The 13,993-nt window shown below is 74.5% G+C and carries 15 protein-coding genes; 8 read left to right on the top strand and 7 right to left on the bottom strand.

Going from position 1 to position 13,993, the window contains the following annotated elements:
• The first annotated feature begins 307 nt into the window (after window positions 1-307).
• Together J2S42_RS02620 and J2S42_RS02615 are read left to right on the top strand one after the other, a co-directional pair.
• Window positions 308-721: an MFS transporter gene (locus J2S42_RS02620; RefSeq protein WP_307248597.1), complete on the top strand. Its 414-nt coding sequence runs from the start codon at window positions 308-310 to the stop codon at window positions 719-721.
• Entirely contained in the window at window positions 718-879 is a 162-nt protein-coding gene (locus J2S42_RS02615; protein WP_307234821.1) for a hypothetical protein, read from the top strand. The genes J2S42_RS02620 and J2S42_RS02615 overlap by 4 nt, the downstream gene beginning before the upstream one ends.
• 43 nt (window positions 880-922) lie before the next feature.
• Here the strand turns inward: J2S42_RS02615 and J2S42_RS02610 are convergent, their stop codons facing one another.
• On the bottom strand, window positions 923-1,954 hold the full coding sequence (locus tag J2S42_RS02610) for an alpha/beta hydrolase (protein ID WP_307234819.1): 1,032 nt from the start codon (window positions 1,952-1,954) through the stop codon (window positions 923-925).
• Window positions 1,955-1,986: 32 nt separating this feature from the next.
• A complete protein-coding gene (locus J2S42_RS02605; protein ID WP_307234817.1) occupies window positions 1,987-3,498 on the bottom strand; it encodes an aldehyde dehydrogenase family protein in 1,512 nt (503 codons plus the stop codon).
• Between the two features lie 141 nt (window positions 3,499-3,639).
• Between J2S42_RS02605 and J2S42_RS02600 the strand changes: the two genes are divergently transcribed.
• The gene (locus J2S42_RS02600; RefSeq protein WP_307234816.1) at window positions 3,640-4,116 is read left to right on the top strand and encodes a MarR family winged helix-turn-helix transcriptional regulator; all 477 of its coding nucleotides are present in this window, start codon (window positions 3,640-3,642) and stop codon (window positions 4,114-4,116) included.
• A gap of 141 nt (window positions 4,117-4,257) precedes the next feature.
• Here the strand turns inward: J2S42_RS02600 and J2S42_RS02595 are convergent, their stop codons facing one another.
• Together J2S42_RS02595 and J2S42_RS02590 are read right to left on the bottom strand one after the other, a co-directional pair.
• Window positions 4,258-4,383 (bottom strand): hypothetical protein, encoded by a 126-nt coding sequence (locus J2S42_RS02595; RefSeq protein ID WP_307234814.1) that lies wholly within the window; start codon window positions 4,381-4,383, stop codon window positions 4,258-4,260.
• A gap of 40 nt (window positions 4,384-4,423) precedes the next feature.
• Window positions 4,424-4,753 carry a methyl-accepting chemotaxis protein gene (locus J2S42_RS02590; RefSeq protein WP_307234812.1) on the bottom strand — a complete coding sequence of 110 codons (330 nt, stop codon included), beginning with the start codon at window positions 4,751-4,753 and terminating at the stop codon, window positions 4,424-4,426.
• Window positions 4,754-5,126: 373 nt separating this feature from the next.
• Here J2S42_RS02590 and J2S42_RS02585 point away from each other — a divergent pair, with 373 nt between their 5' ends.
• Window positions 5,127-5,741, top strand: coding sequence for a GOLPH3/VPS74 family protein (locus J2S42_RS02585; RefSeq protein WP_307234810.1), 615 nt, complete (start codon window positions 5,127-5,129; stop codon window positions 5,739-5,741).
• A gap of 37 nt (window positions 5,742-5,778) precedes the next feature.
• Window positions 5,779-5,922: a hypothetical protein gene (locus J2S42_RS02580; protein ID WP_307234807.1), complete on the top strand. Its 144-nt coding sequence runs from the start codon at window positions 5,779-5,781 to the stop codon at window positions 5,920-5,922.
• 199 nt (window positions 5,923-6,121) lie between these two features.
• Here J2S42_RS02580 and J2S42_RS02575 read toward each other — a convergent pair whose 3' ends face one another.
• Window positions 6,122-6,433, bottom strand: coding sequence for a hypothetical protein (locus tag J2S42_RS02575; protein ID WP_307234805.1), 312 nt, complete (start codon window positions 6,431-6,433; stop codon window positions 6,122-6,124).
• Window positions 6,434-6,613: 180 nt separating this feature from the next.
• Between J2S42_RS02575 and J2S42_RS02570 the strand changes: the two genes are divergently transcribed.
• A complete protein-coding gene (locus J2S42_RS02570; RefSeq protein WP_307234803.1) occupies window positions 6,614-8,017 on the top strand; it encodes a glycoside hydrolase family 16 protein in 1,404 nt (467 codons plus the stop codon).
• Window positions 8,018-8,117: 100 nt separating this feature from the next.
• Here J2S42_RS02570 and J2S42_RS02565 read toward each other — a convergent pair whose 3' ends face one another.
• Window positions 8,118-8,525, bottom strand: coding sequence for a four-helix bundle copper-binding protein (locus tag J2S42_RS02565; protein ID WP_307234801.1), 408 nt, complete (start codon window positions 8,523-8,525; stop codon window positions 8,118-8,120).
• 646 nt (window positions 8,526-9,171) lie between these two features.
• On the bottom strand, window positions 9,172-10,029 hold the full coding sequence (locus J2S42_RS02560) for a LysR family transcriptional regulator (protein ID WP_307234799.1): 858 nt from the start codon (window positions 10,027-10,029) through the stop codon (window positions 9,172-9,174).
• 82 nt (window positions 10,030-10,111) lie between these two features.
• Between J2S42_RS02560 and J2S42_RS02555 the strand changes: the two genes are divergently transcribed.
• Together J2S42_RS02555 and J2S42_RS02550 are read left to right on the top strand one after the other, a co-directional pair.
• On the top strand, window positions 10,112-10,777 hold the full coding sequence (locus J2S42_RS02555; RefSeq protein ID WP_307234797.1) for a DoxX family protein: 666 nt from the start codon (window positions 10,112-10,114) through the stop codon (window positions 10,775-10,777).
• Window positions 10,778-11,075: 298 nt separating this feature from the next.
• Window positions 11,076-13,916: a DUF4132 domain-containing protein gene (locus J2S42_RS02550; protein ID WP_307234795.1), complete on the top strand. Its 2,841-nt coding sequence runs from the start codon at window positions 11,076-11,078 to the stop codon at window positions 13,914-13,916.
• Window positions 13,917-13,993 lie beyond the last annotated feature (77 nt).

Here is a 13,993-nt window from a genome sequence, read left to right as displayed (position 1 = left end):
TCGATCTGAGTGTTCGTCGCACCGTTCTCCTCCACAGTGGTGTGTGAACGAAGGACGGTAGGTGCTCGCGGTGGCCGACGGATGGACGGCGCGTTACTTGCGTCTCGCAACCGTCCGGCGACGGACAAATCGATCAACGGTACGGCGATCGGCGTCGCCGGCCTCACCACCTCGCGCGGCTGGCTAGTGTGATCGAGGATCACGTCGTCCGGCCCGCCCGAACCATGGAGAGATCGCTCGATGTCCGTTGCCGCACCACCGCACATGACGCCGGTCCGGACGGCGGTCGTCGCCGTCGCCGCGGGCGCTGGTCACCGTCACCCAGGTGGGGTACGCCGTCGGGATCTTCCTGCTGGTCCCGCTCGGCGACCCGCGTGACCGGCGGCGCCTCATCCCGCTGATGCTGCTGCTGTCGGCCGGGATGCTGCTGTCGGCGGCCGCGGCCCCACGGTACGGGTGGCGGCTCGGCGGGCTCGGGCTGACCACCGTCGGCGCGCAGCTGCTCACGCCGCTGGCCAGCGAGCTCGCCGTCCCGGACCGGCGGGGCAGCGTCGTCGGTTCGGTCGCGTCCGGTGTGCTGATCGGCATCCTGCTGTCCCGCACGGTGAGCGGCGCCGTCGCCGGCCTGTTCGGCTGGCGGGCGATCTTCCTGCTGGCCGCCGCCGCGACCGTGATCGCCGCGGCCGTGCTGTACCGGATCGTCCCGGTGCCAGCCGGATGAACACCGCGGTCGTGGTCGGCACCTTCACCGGCGGCGCGATCGGTTCCGCGGCCGCCGGTGGCTGGACCGCGATCACGACGACGGCGATCGGCCTGACCGTCGCCGCGCGGGCGGTCTGGGCCGTGGCCCGGCGGCGGCTGGCGCCCGTGGACCGGTAGCGGCCGTGGCGGAAGCGGGCCGCCACGGCCGGTGCCACCGAGCTCAGGACATGTGCGTGGCGAACCAGTCCAGCATCGGCTCGGGGCGGCGCTGGAACTCCAGGTAGCCGTCCCAGCGGGCGGTCGTCCCGTCGATCCACAGCAGCCGCTTGTCCGCGACCGGCAGGTTGTCGAACATCGCCTGCACGTCGCCGGGTTCCGTCAGCACGTCGCCGCGCACCTGGTAGAGCAGCGTGGGAACGCGGACGTTGCGGGCCCATTCCCGCGGGCTGCGCGGGCCGAAGCCGATGCCGGTGCGGGCGATGATCCGCTGTTCGAAGTCGGCCAGCCGGTCGCCGAGGCCCAGCGCGGCCAGCCGCTTGCCCATGATCACGCTCGCGGTCACCGGTTGCGGCCCGACCAGGCACCGCACGCCCCGGAACGCGTCCGGGAACTGGGTCATCGCCGCGAACGTGGAGCTGCATCCGAGGCAGCGGCTGAACAACCCGATGGTGAGGTTGCGGGTGTCCCGGCGGCTGCGGGCGTAGGCGAGCGCACCGGCCACGTCGCGGGCCTCGAAGATCCCACTGGAGCTCAGACCGCCGTTGCCCTCGCCGCTGAGCCCGTGGCTGCGCAGGTCGTACGCGAGGACGTGATAGCCGGCGTCGTGCAGGATCCGGTAGTCCGGGATCAGGTTCACCTCGAAGCCGTTGCCGCTCGGGGCCCACAGGGAGTGCCACGGTTCCAGGTGCGTGGGCAGCCCGGAACGGGTGAAGCCCATCGGGTGGTTCGCGATGACGAGCTTGCCGGAGCCGGGCGCCGGGATGTACCAGCCCTCCAGCGGCACGCCGTCGCGGGACGGGAACGTGACGTCCTCGTAGGCCAGGCCCTGCTCGGCCGGGGTGTGCATCACCGGTGCGCGCGCCGGCCGGCTGAAACCGTCCGCGATGCTGTCCAGCAGCTGCTCCGGGTCCGGGGTGGCGGCGGGTGCGGCCGGGGCCGGTGACGGCGTGGTCGTCACGGCGGCCACGGTCGCGGCGGCCGCCGTCAGGCCGGCCGTGAGGATCGTGCGGCGGCTTCTCTCGGGCGTGGGCATGAGATGTCCTCTCGTGTCGGTCGGGTCGCTGCTCATCTGTCCGCAAGCTCGCCGTGGGACTCCAGCTCGTCAGGGGACTCCAGCAGGTCGCGGGCCGCGGTGAGCGCGGCGGCCATCGCACCTGGCGCGCGGCCGAACGCGGTCGCCGGTGCGGGGACGGTGCGCACCGTGACGGCGTGCGGGTAGGCGAACTCGCGCAACCCCTCGTCGCCGTGCTTGCGGCCGAACCCGCTGTGTCCCCGGCCACCGAACGGCAGCCCGGTGTTCGTGGCGAAGGCGAGTGCGTCGTTGACGCTGGTCATGCCGACCCGCAGCCGCCGGGCGATCGCCACGCCGCGACGGCGGCTGAAGACCGCGCTGCCCAGACCGTACGGCCCGGCGTTGACCCGCGCGATCGCCTCCTCGGTGTCGCGCACCCGCACCACGGACAGCACCGGCCCGAACGTCTCCTCGGTGGCCGCGAGCGTGTCCGGCGGCACGTTCGCCAGGATGGTCGGCTGCACGTAGCGGTCGTCGTCGCCGGCCGGGCCGCCCACCACGGCCACCGCGCCGCGGTCGAGCGCGTCGCGGATGTGCCGCTGGATCACCGCGATCTGGGCGGGCAGCGGCACCGGGCCGATCGGGTCGTGCTCGCCGCTGCCGGCCCGCACCGCACCGGCCAGCGCGGCGATCCGCTCGACCAGCGCGTCGTGCACCTCGTCGACCACGTATGCCACCTCGAGGCTGATGCAGCCCAGGCCGGCGTTCTGCAGCGCGCCCCAGGTGATGTGCGCGGCGGCCCGGTCCAGGTCCGCGTCCTCGGCGACCACCGCGCCGTCGTTGCCGCCCAGCTCCAGCAGCATCGGGGTGAGCGAGTGGGCGCAGGCCGCGGCGACCGCGCGCCCGGAGGCCACGCTGCCGGTGAACGCGACCTTGTCCACACCGGCCTCCGTGAGCGCCGCACCGGTGGCGGCGAACCCGTGCACGCACTGGAACACGTCCGGCAGGTCCGGCACCGCCCGGCGCCACGCGCGGGCCAGCCAGTCACCGGCGCCCGGCGTGATCGGGCTGGGCTTGAGAACGACCGCGTTGCCGGCGGCGAGCGCGTGCACGACGATCGCACCGGGCGTGACCAGTGGGAAGTTCCACGGGCCGAGCACACCCACCACGCCGTACGGCAGGTGCTCGACCCATGCCTCCTGCTCGCCGGTGGACGGCACGTCGCGCCGGCCGAGCACCCGCTCCGCGTTGTCGATCGCGAAGCCGAGGTGCGCGAGCAGGCCGACGACCTCGGCGCGGCCGTCCTCGACGGACTTGCCGTTCTCCGCGTGGATCAGGGCCGCCAGCTCCTCGCCGCCGCGGGCGATGTCGCGCCGCCAGGCCCGCAGCCGTGCCGTGCGGCCGGTGAACCCGAGGTCCCGCCACGGCTCGGCGGCGTCCCGCGCCGACCGCACCGCCCGCTGCACCCCGGCCGGCCCGGCCACCGGGTAGCGCGCGACCTCCGCGCCGGTGGCCTGGTCGAGCGTCACCACCTCGGTGCCGTCCCGGTCTGTCCGTGTGTCCATCGTTCCCCCTTCGGCTGTGCGCCTCCGTCCCCGTACACCGTAGGCAAGCTCTTGAGGCTTATCAAGGTCTTGATGAAACATCGATGCTTGATTCCTCGCAATGTGTGAACGGCGACGCGCCGTGGTGTACGTTGAGCAGCCGTGACGGAGAAAACGGGCGAGCCCGCCAGCGACGCGCAGATTCTCGGCCGGGTCGCCTCGGCCCTGCGCCGCGCCGATCTGGCCATGCTGGCCGTCAAGGAACGCCCGCTGCGGAAGCTCGGCACCTCGGGCTCGCTCTACGCGGTTCTGGTCAACCTGCACGTCAAGCCCGGCCAGACCGCCGCCGAGCTGGCCCGCGTCGTCGGCGTCACGCCGCAGGCGATCCAGCCCCTGGTGTCCAAACTGGTCGAGCGCGGCTGGGTCGAGCGCCGCTCGCACGCCCGGCACGCCGGCATCCAGGAACTGCACCTCACCGACGAGGGCCTGCGCGAGACCGGCCGCGCCGACCGCGTCATGGCCCACCTCGACGACCACCTGCGCACCAGCCTCGGCCCGGCCGACTACGACCGGCTCGCCGACCTCCTCGGCCGCGTCGTCGACCACCTCGCGGACTGGTCCCCGCCCGCGGACGCCTGAGACCGGCCCGGGCGCGGCTTTCACGCCGCATACCCGCGCGCGACCGTACCGGTGCGCGCCGCGCACGGGATCGGCGGCGAGCCGAACCTCGATGGCCTCACCATGAACGAGCCGCGCTGCCGCGCCGCCCGCTCCAGGCCGTCATCGACGCGAACCTGCGCCACCGGGAGCGACCGAGACGATCAGGTCGACGTCGCGCATCACCTCGGAGAGGCCGAGCCCCGGTCGTCCGATCAGGTTCGGCGCGCACAGCAGGTCCCCGCGCACGGCCGACACCCTGGGTGGGGGTCTGACATGTCCGCCGCGCTCAGCGGGGGCTGAGTGCGGCGGTGACGCTCTCGACGTCGCTGCGGATCGCGGCGAGCAGGCCGGACACGCTCTCGGTGGCGGTCGCGGTCTGTTCCGCCAGCTCCTTGACCTCGCCGGCGACCACCGCGAAGCCCTTGCCCGTCTCGCCGGCCCGCGCGGCCTCGATGGTGGCGTTGAGTGCCAGCAGATGGGTCCGCCCGGCGACCACCGTGATCAGCTTGAGCGCCTCGTCGATCGCGCCGAGCGCATCCGCCAGCCGCCTGGCAGCGGCGCCGGCCTCGTCCGCGCGGGCGTCCGCCCGCGGGTCCGATGGTGCGTCGGTCGCCATGGCGTCGCCAGCCTCTCCACATACGTTCGTTCAGCGTAGGTCGCCGGGGCGCCGCCCGTTGCGGGTTCGGGCGAATGCGCCGTGGCCCGATGCGGCAGCCACGGCGAGCCGAACACGGCACCCCGGCCGACATCACGGCGACGCACTGCGCAATCTTCGGCTCCTGGGGCGAGCGGCGCATCGAGCCGGTACCCGCTGTCCGGCGACGTCCACGCCACCGTCCGCGCCGAGACCGCAGTCGCCGGCGATCCTTCCCGGCTACTGGAGTCTCGGCGGTGTGCCGTGGACTGACCGGGTCCGTCCACGGTGGGAGCGCGCCGGTCCTACTCCGGGCGGATGCCCGCGGCCGGGCGGGTGTCCTACCGTTTCGATCATGACGATGTCGCTGGCCGAGGAACTGGTCCTGATCGCGTACGACACCGACGGCACCGCGTGGGGCACCGGCACCGCCGTGAACTTCGCCGTCGCCGGCGCACACCTGATGGAACTCGCACTGGCCGGCCGGATCACGGTCCGCGACGGGCGGATATCCGTGCTGGACGCGACCCCGACCGGCGCGCCACTCACGGACGCGGCCCTGGCCACGCTCGCCGCCGACCCGGAGCCGCGCCGCACCAAGGACTGGGTGAACCGGCTGTCCAAGAAGGCGCTCCAGCCGGTGCTGGACCACCTGGTCGCCGCCGGCGTCGTGGAGCGGCACGACCAGAAGGTGCTACGGCTGATCCCGTTCACCCGTTACCCGTCCCCGGGCGGCGTGGAGCCCACCGCGGAGACCGAGCGGCGCCGCCTGATGCTCGCCGCCGTCACCGACCCGGCCGCCACCCCGGACGACCGTACGCTGGCGATGGTCGCGCTGGTCACGGCCGCGGACTGGCACCGGCGCGCGTTCCCCGGCGTGCCCCGGCACACCATCAGGCCCCGCGTCACCGGCGTCCTCGACGACCTGCGCACCGCGGTCCGCGGCGCGATCGGGGACACGTACTCCTGACCTGGTTCTACCGGACCCCGGCAGTACGGTGTCGGCCATGCCGATCGCCTTCGCGCACCTGTCGTCGTGCCTGCCCACCGGCGACGTCGGGTCCGTGACCGACGCTCCGGCCGGGATGTCCGAAACGGATCGTCGCGTGCCGGCCGCGCCGCTCGCGGACCTCGGCGGCAGGACGCGCTGATGGTGGCGGGTGCGGGCTGCATGCCGCGGGCCGCCGGTGCCGTTCGTGGCTGCTGTCCGTCCGTTCCGGGACGGCGGTGCCACCCGGGTCCGGCGACCCGGTTGCCCGGGTGCTGCGCGCGCCGGGCCGTCCGGGCCCGGCGACGGGCGCGCGGGCGCGTCTGACGCTCCGGATGCCGCGCCGGCACCGCCGGCGGCGTTCAGCGCCGCAGCTCGACGCGCCGGCCCATGCCGAAGTCGGCGGCCTTGTCGTCGGTGATGTGGGCGAACACGCCGGCCGGGACGCCGTCGAGCGCGGCGACCCGGGCGGCGACGTCGAGCAGGCGGGCCTCCGGGGCGCCGGCGATGAAGAAGATGTAGACCGCGCCCCACTCCTCGCCGTCGTCGAACACCTCGATCGTGCCCTGCTCGTCCAGGCCGTACAGGAAATCCTCGATCTCGTCGATCCAGGGGTGCGGTTCGCCGGACTCGGTGGGCTGCAACGGGACGTGGATCTCGACGTGACGTGCCATGCGCACAGGATCTCAGGCGGGTGCGGTCCGGGAGGTTCCGGGTAGCGAACCACCGCCCGGACGAGGTGAACGGGGTGTGTACCGGTTGCGGTTGGGTGCCTCGGTTGAATGCGGGCCGGGTGCCCCGATGGGCAGGCATCGCGCTGAGCGCTGTCCCTGTTGCCCATCGAAGGTTGACATTTGCCTCCGCATCGCATCGCCGGCCGGATCCGACGGTTCGTGGCCGCCCCGCGTGCCGCGCTCACCGCACTGCTCACCCTCGCCGTGTTCGTCCTGCCGGAGACCCCGGCCGCCGCGGCCGCGGTCCTGAACGGCGCCGAGGGTGTGCTGGACGGCGCGGTCGCCCGTACCGCGCACGGCTGGACCGCGAGTTCGGTCGCCGGCCCGGTGACGCTGCGTCGCGTCACCGGCGTGAGCGGGCCGTTCAGCGCCACCACGGCCATGGAGATCGCCCGGGCCGGTGGCACCGGCAGCTGGGCGATGGCGCTGGCCCCGCTGCGGAACCCGGCCTCGTTCTTCACCGTCGGCCGGACGTACCGGATGCAGGCCTGGGTCCGTGACCTGCATGCCGCCCGCCGCCCGATCGGCATGCTGCTGGCCAACGGCAACTACGCGCACCGGCCCGCGGACGCCGCGGTCTACGGCGAGTTCACCGACGCCGGGTGGCACCTGATCACCCGCACGTTCACCGCCACCGCGGCCGGTCGCGCCGACACCGCGGTCTACCTGAGCCTGCCCGGCTCGGGTGCGTTCCGGTTCCAGGTCACCGGGCTGACCGTCAAGGAGCACGTCGCCGCGATGCCCGCCAAGGCCGCGGTCAGGCCCAGCCGGGTGATCTCGTTCGCCGGCCGGGCCGGTACCGCGCCGTCCGCCGCGACCTGGAACCACGAGACCGGCGGGCACGGCTGGGGCAACCGGGAGAAGCAGACGTACACCACCGGCACCGCCAACTCGTCCGTCGACGGCGCCGGCCGGCTGCTGATCTCCGCACGCCGGCAGACCACCAAGGGCACGGACGGCATCACCCGGGACTTCACCAGCGCCCGCCTCACCACCGCCGGCAAGGTGACGATCAAGCCGCGCTCGTACGTGGAGAGCGCGATCATCGCGCCGGTCGGCACCGGCGTCTGGCCCGCGTTCTGGCTGGTCGGCGCGGACGTCAAGACGGTCGGCTGGCCCGCGTCCGGCGAACTGGACATCCTCGAGGGCGCCGGCGCCACCCCGACCGTCGCCCACCACGGCATGCACATGGCCAAGATCGGAGACCCGAGCACCGACATGCCGTACGGCTGGGGCGAGGCCGGGGGGACCGTCGACCTCGGCGTCCCGCTCGACTCCCGCGCGCACCGATACGGCGTCTACTTCGACGAACACGTGGTGCGCTTCTACATCGACCACCGCCCCACGATGACGTTCTGGGCGTCCGACGCGGCCGCGTCCGGCCGCACCTGGCCGTTCGGCAAGAGTGCCTTCATCGTGCTCAACGTCGCGATCGCGGCCAGCGCCGACCCGGCCCGGTCCGCACCCGTGCGCACCATGACGGTCGGCGAGATCGGCATCTACGAGGGCGGCGTCCCGTTCTGAGACCGGCATCGGCGGCGCCGGTCCCGCAGGGCGCAGCACACCGCACCGGCGACGACGGTCGTCGTGGTGGGCGGGTGCTGCACGGGCCGGCCCGCCGCGCTCAGCCGATGGCCGCCAGCAGGTCCCGGCAGGCCTGCTCGCATGCGCGGCAGGCGTCGGCGCAGACGCGGCAGTGCGCGTGCATCCCGGCGTGGGTGGCGCACTCGTCGCCGCAGGTCCGGCACGCGGTCACGCACGCCTGGAGCAGCGTGCGGGTGATGTTCGCGTCGTATCCGGTGTGCCGGGACAGCACGCGCGCGGTGGCCGTGCAGATGTCCGCGCAGTCGAGGTCGGTGCGGATGCATGTGGTCAGTTCCGCGACCATGTCCTCGCTGAGGCAGGCGTCCGCGCACGCGGTGCAGGCCTGTGCGCAGGCGGTCAGCGCGTCGATCGCGGCGGCGAGCGCGGCGCGGTCCAGGTTGATCGTCTTCGGGTAGGTCTCCAGCATCGGCATCGTTGTCGTCGTCATGGCGGTCGCATACCCAAGCGGCGGCCGGTCACACGGTTCTCCGGCCGCTGCCGCCAGGCCGGGCGCGGGTGCCCGGGGTGTGCGGGCCGGGCGAGTCGACATCACCCCGGCAGCGGCTCGCGGTCCGCACACCCCGGCGACGTGGGAGGAGGCGCACCGACGACGATGTCGGCACCTCTCCTGCGCCGGGAGTGCGCATACCACCGTGCGGCCCGTCCAAACGTGCCGCCGTGCCGGGCCATCCACTTCGATACAGGACCTGGCCGTGGAGATCGTCACGAAACCGTCATTGTCCCGGGCAGGGTCCGTCACCGGGGCCGGGCACCGTGAATGCCGGGCGGCACCCACCTGTGCCGCCCGGCCCGAGCGGCGTGGGCCCGCCGGGCATCCGTACGCCGGTGTCCTGGTTCGGGACCCGGCACACCGATGCCCGGCGACCGCCGCCACCGGCCTCACGTCACCCCGAGGCGCACCGCGGGGTGTGTCGAACCCGGCCGGCGGCCGGCTTTCGCCCGGCTTCTCCACCGAGCCCGGCTGGACCGCCGCGCTGCTCGACGCCGCGCTGCGGCTCAGCGTGCCGGCCGGCACCGCACCCGGCACCTACACCGGAACGCTGACACTGACGCTGACCGTCGTCCGAGCCCGTCTACCGGTGGATCTCGGCCGCTATTCGTGCGAAGGAACTGATCAGCGCGCTGTCCCGGCTGACCGGCCAGGCCACCACCAGCCGGGACGGTGGCATGTCGGTCAGCCGGACCCAGGCCAGCCCGTCCGGCAGCGTGTGGGTCAGCGGTGCGATGCCCACCATGCCGTTCCACAGCACGGCCTGCATGCATTCCGCGACGGTACGGACGACGAGCCCGGCCGGCCGGTCACCGGCCGGTGTCGCACCGTTCCAGTAGGCACGCCACAGCGGATCCGTACCCTCGGGAAGCTGGAACCAGGGCCGGCCGTCCAGGTCGCGCAGGCTCAGCGTGTCGCGGCCGGCCAGCGGGTCCCGGGTGCGCAGCACCGCGCCGACCGGGTCGGCGCGCAGCTCGCGCACCCGCAGTCCGGTCCCGTCGAACGGCAGCCGGGTCAGCGCCACATCCGCCGTACCGGCGCGCAACCCGGCGGTCGGGTCGCTGAAGTCCGCCTCGCGCAGCCGGATCGTGACCGACGGGTGCGCGCGCCGGAACGCCTCCGCCAGCCGGCCGCCGGCCTCCCCGCCGTCACCGAGCGTGCCGACCGTCAGCGTCACGTCCCCGGCCGCGCTCGCCACCCGCGCGCGGACCTGATCGGCGCGTTCCAGCAGCGCGGACGCCTCCGCGTACAGCATGTCCCCGGCCGGGGTGAGCGCGACACCGGCCGCCGAGCGGTGCATCAGCACCGTGCCCAGATCCGTCTCGAGCTGCTTGATGGCGCGGCTGAGCGGTGGCTGGGTCATGTGCAGCCGGGCGGCCGCCCGGCCGAAGTGCCGCTCCTCGGCGACGGCCAGGAAGTAGCGCAGCAGTCGAAGGTCCATCACCGGGCAAGATACCCGTACGGTATCGGGCGTACCGGATCGGACTTGGACGCCGGTCGTGATCATGGCGCAGGGTCGGTGCATGCGCATCGTCTACTGGATACTCGCCGCCCTGCTGGCGGCCTTCTACGTCTACGCCGGTGGCGTCAAGGTCGTGCAGAGCCAGGAGGCCCTGCTGCCGATGATGGCCTGGGTCGCACAGACCCCGATGCCGCTGGTCCGCACGATCGGCGTGCTCGAACTGCTCGGCGCGGCCGGTCTGCTGCTGCCCCCGCTGACCGGCATCCTGCCCCGGCTGGCCGTGGCCGCGGCGGCCGGGCTGTCCCTGATCCAGGTCGGCGGCATCATCACCCACCTCAGCCGCGGCGAGGCCGGCGACATCGGCCTGAACATCGTGCTGCTGCTGGCCTCGGCCGTCACCGCCTGGCTGGCCGCGACCCACCTCGGTACCGGAGCGAGAAACGGCGCGGCGCGCGGCATCGCCGCCGTCGTGCTGCTGGCCGGCGGCCTGGCCGGTGCCGATCTCGCCCGCGACGACCCGGCCGCCGCGTCGGCCGCACCGGGCGCCCCGCACCCGCAGGCGTCGTGGCGGGACCGGACACCGATGCCGCAGGCGCGCGCGGAGGTCGGCGTCGCCGCGCCCGACGGCCGGGTGTACGTGGCCGGCGGCACCGTGCAGCAGGGCGACGCCGAGCCGGTTTACGCGAGCACGCTGGTGACCAGCTACGACCTGCGCACCGGACGGTAGTCGGCGCACGCGCCGCTGCCGCGCCCGCTCACCCACGTCGGCGTCGCCGGTTCCCGCGGGAGGCTCTACGCGTTCGGCGGCCTCACCGCCGCTCCCGCACGGCGGCCGCCACGGCCTCGGCGCCGCCTCGATCGGCAACCACGCGTATCTCATCGCCGGCCCGCCGGCTGCGCGACCCCGACACGGTGCAACTGATGCTCCACCAGCCGGCGCCGCCCGGCAGCGGCCGGGCGGGGAAAGTGTCGGAGGGCGGCGCTAAGGTCTGCCGCGCCGGTACGGACGACGGGGGAGAGACGGGATGACCGACGAGGACACGCTGGTGCTGCCGTGGGCGGGCTATCCGTGGCGCGGCTCCGGTGCGAACTGGGTGCCGACGCCGGACGCGGCGGGGCGGGTCGCGGCCGCGGCCGGCCGCTGGGCCAGCCCGGCGGCCACGCTCGGCGGCACCCAGACGCCACCGGACGTGACCGCGGCCGGCCTGGCCTGGCTGGCCGGGGAGCGGACGCCGTTCGGCGCGGCGGTGATCGGCACCGCGATGCCGGCGGACGACGGCTTCCGGCGGGTGCTGGCCGACTCGTGGATCATCGAGCACGGCCTGCCGTTCGCGGCCCGGGCCTGCCTGGAGCTGGCCGGCCTGCTGTTCGTCAAGCGGAGCACGAACCCGGCGGTGCTGCGCGTCGGCGGGGACGCCTCGCCGCACGCCGAGTGGCACTCGAACCGCACCGTCGCGGTGCTCGCCCGGGTGCGTGAGGCGATGGCGGCCGCGCCGGACGACGAGTATCAGGCGGCGGTCGCGGCGCTGGCCGAGGGGCGGGCGGCGAGCCCGCGGCACCGGGTGGTCGCGTCGTTCCTGGCGCCGGGCGAGCCGTGGCTGGCGGACACGCTGACGGTGCTGGCCACGACCGGCCGGCACGACTCCAGCACCGTGCTGCTGGCCGCGTGTGCGCGCGACCGGGCCGAGCTGGACGCGGTGTTCCGGGCCACCGGCTGGTCGCTCCATTCGCTGGAGTCCTCGCCGGCGCTGCTGGCCTCGGTCGTCGGCGCGCTCGGCCCGGACGACGCGCTGGACCTGATCACCGGCCAGGAGCAGCGGTACCTGTGGCACGACTGGGAGGGCGTGGCCGGCCTCTACCTGCCGTTGATCGCCGCGTTGCCGACCGACCGGGCGTACCGGTATCTGCTCGGCCATCTCAGTGCGAGGACCGTGCCGGCTGCGGCGCGCGCGGGCGCCGACCGGTTCCCGCGTCGCGCGGCCCGGCTGCTGGCCGCCGAGCCCAGGCCGACGCCGCGGCACCTCGACCTGTTGCGCCGTCACGTGCGCGCGCATCCGGAGCTGGCCGCCGCGCTGCCGCCGGAGCTGGCCGCGCGGTTCGCGCCACGCGACGAGCCGGTGGCGGCCGTGTTGCCGCCGGTGCTGGCCACGCCGCCGTGGACGGTCAGGCGCAAGCGCACCCGGCCGCCGTCCGTCGACGGGCTGCACGGCCCGGACCGGGAGCGGTGGGTGGCCTGGCTGACGGGTCCGCGCGCGGCCGTGCTGGACCGGGCGCGTCGCGAGCCGGAGCGGGCGGCCCGCGCGCTGATCCCGATCGCGTTCGGCCCGGCCGGCCCGGAGCGGCGGCAGGCCACGGCCGCGCTGCACACGCTGGCCGCCGAGGGCCACCGCGGCGTGGTGCTGGCCGCGGCCGCCGGGTACGGCCCGGCCGCCGCCACGAGGATCGAGCCGCTGCTGGCCGCCGATCCGCTGGACGCGCTGCCCACGCGGATCCCCGAGCTGCCGGCCTGGCTGGACGTGGAGGCGCTGGAGCCGATCCGCACGCCGCACGGCGTGCTGCCGGACGACGCGGTCCGGCACGTGCTCACCATGCTGATGATCTCCAAGCCGGGTGAGCCGTACGCCGGTCTGGATCTCGTTCGCCAGGCGTGCGACGCGGCGAGCCTGGGCGCGTTCGTCCGCTCGCTGCTGCAGGCCTGGCTGCTGGCGGACGCACCGGCGAAGGAGCCCTGGCCGCTGGACGCGCAGGCGGTGTTCGGCGACGACGTCACCGCGACCGAGCTGGCCGCGCAGATCCGCGCGTGGCCGGCCGAGGGCGCGCACACCCGCGCGGTCCGCGGCGTGGACGCACTGGCCCGGATCGGCACGGAAACCGCGCTACGGCTGCTGCACGAGATCGCCACGACCATGAAGACCCGCACGGTACGCGAGCGCGCCGTGCTCCGGACGGCGGACGTGGCCGGTGCGATCGGCATGACCCCGGACGGTCTCGCGGACCGGCTCACGCCCGTGTTCGGTCTCGGGCCGGACGCCACGTTCCCGCTGGATTTCGGTTCGCGCACGGTCATCGCCGGGTTCGACGCGCAGCTGCGCCCGTGGGTGGCCGACGCCACGGGCAGACGGCTGAGGTCGCTGCCGAAGGCCGCCGCGGCCGACGACGCGGAGCTGGCCGCCGCCGCGCACAAACGGTTCGCGGAGGTGAAGAAGGGCGTGCGGAAGGTCGCAGCCGACGTGGTCCGCCGCCTGGAGTCCGCGCTGGCCGAGCAACGCCCGTGGACCGGCGCGGAGCTGCGCGCACTCACCGCCCACCCGCTGCTGTTCCCGGTCGGCGCCCGCCTGCTGTGGGTGACCGCGGACGGGACCGCGTTCCGGATAGCCGAGGACCGCACGTTCGCGGATGCCGGCGACGCGCCGGTACCGCTGGACGACGACGCGGAGGTACGCCTGGCCCACCCCGCGCTCGGCATCGACGCCGCCTGGCCGGAGATCTTCGCCGACTACGAGATCGTGCAGCCGTTCCCGCAGCTCGGCCGCGAGGTGTTCACCCCGTCCGAGGGCGAGCGCACGTCCGGCACGCTGACCCGGTTCGACGGCGTGAAGACCGGGACCGGCCGGCTGCTGGGCCTGGAACGGTCCGGCTGGCGGCGGATCTCCGACCCCTACGGCGACGGTGGCCGGCAGCACACGCTGCTCCGCGACCTGCCCGGCGGCCGCCGCGTCGAGGTCGACCTCAACCCCGGCATCCCCGCCTGGCAGCCGGCGTCCGAGCCGGACCAGGCCATCGAATCGGTACGGGTCCCGCTCGGCACGCTGAGCGCGGTGGAGACGTCCGAGCTGATCCGCGACCTGACGCTCGCCACGTCATGACGGCGGCCGGCGACCTGCCCGGGCGGGCGTACCGCCCGGGAGGTTGCCTGGCCGATGTAACCGTGGTTACATCGTGA

This window comes from Catenuloplanes indicus (genome assembly GCF_030813715.1).
In the GTDB taxonomy this organism is placed as follows: Bacteria; Actinomycetota; Actinomycetes; order Mycobacteriales; family Micromonosporaceae; genus Catenuloplanes; species Catenuloplanes indicus.
The sequence above is the reverse complement of the archived record's forward strand: the minus strand, read 5'-3'. Positions and strand labels throughout refer to the sequence as shown.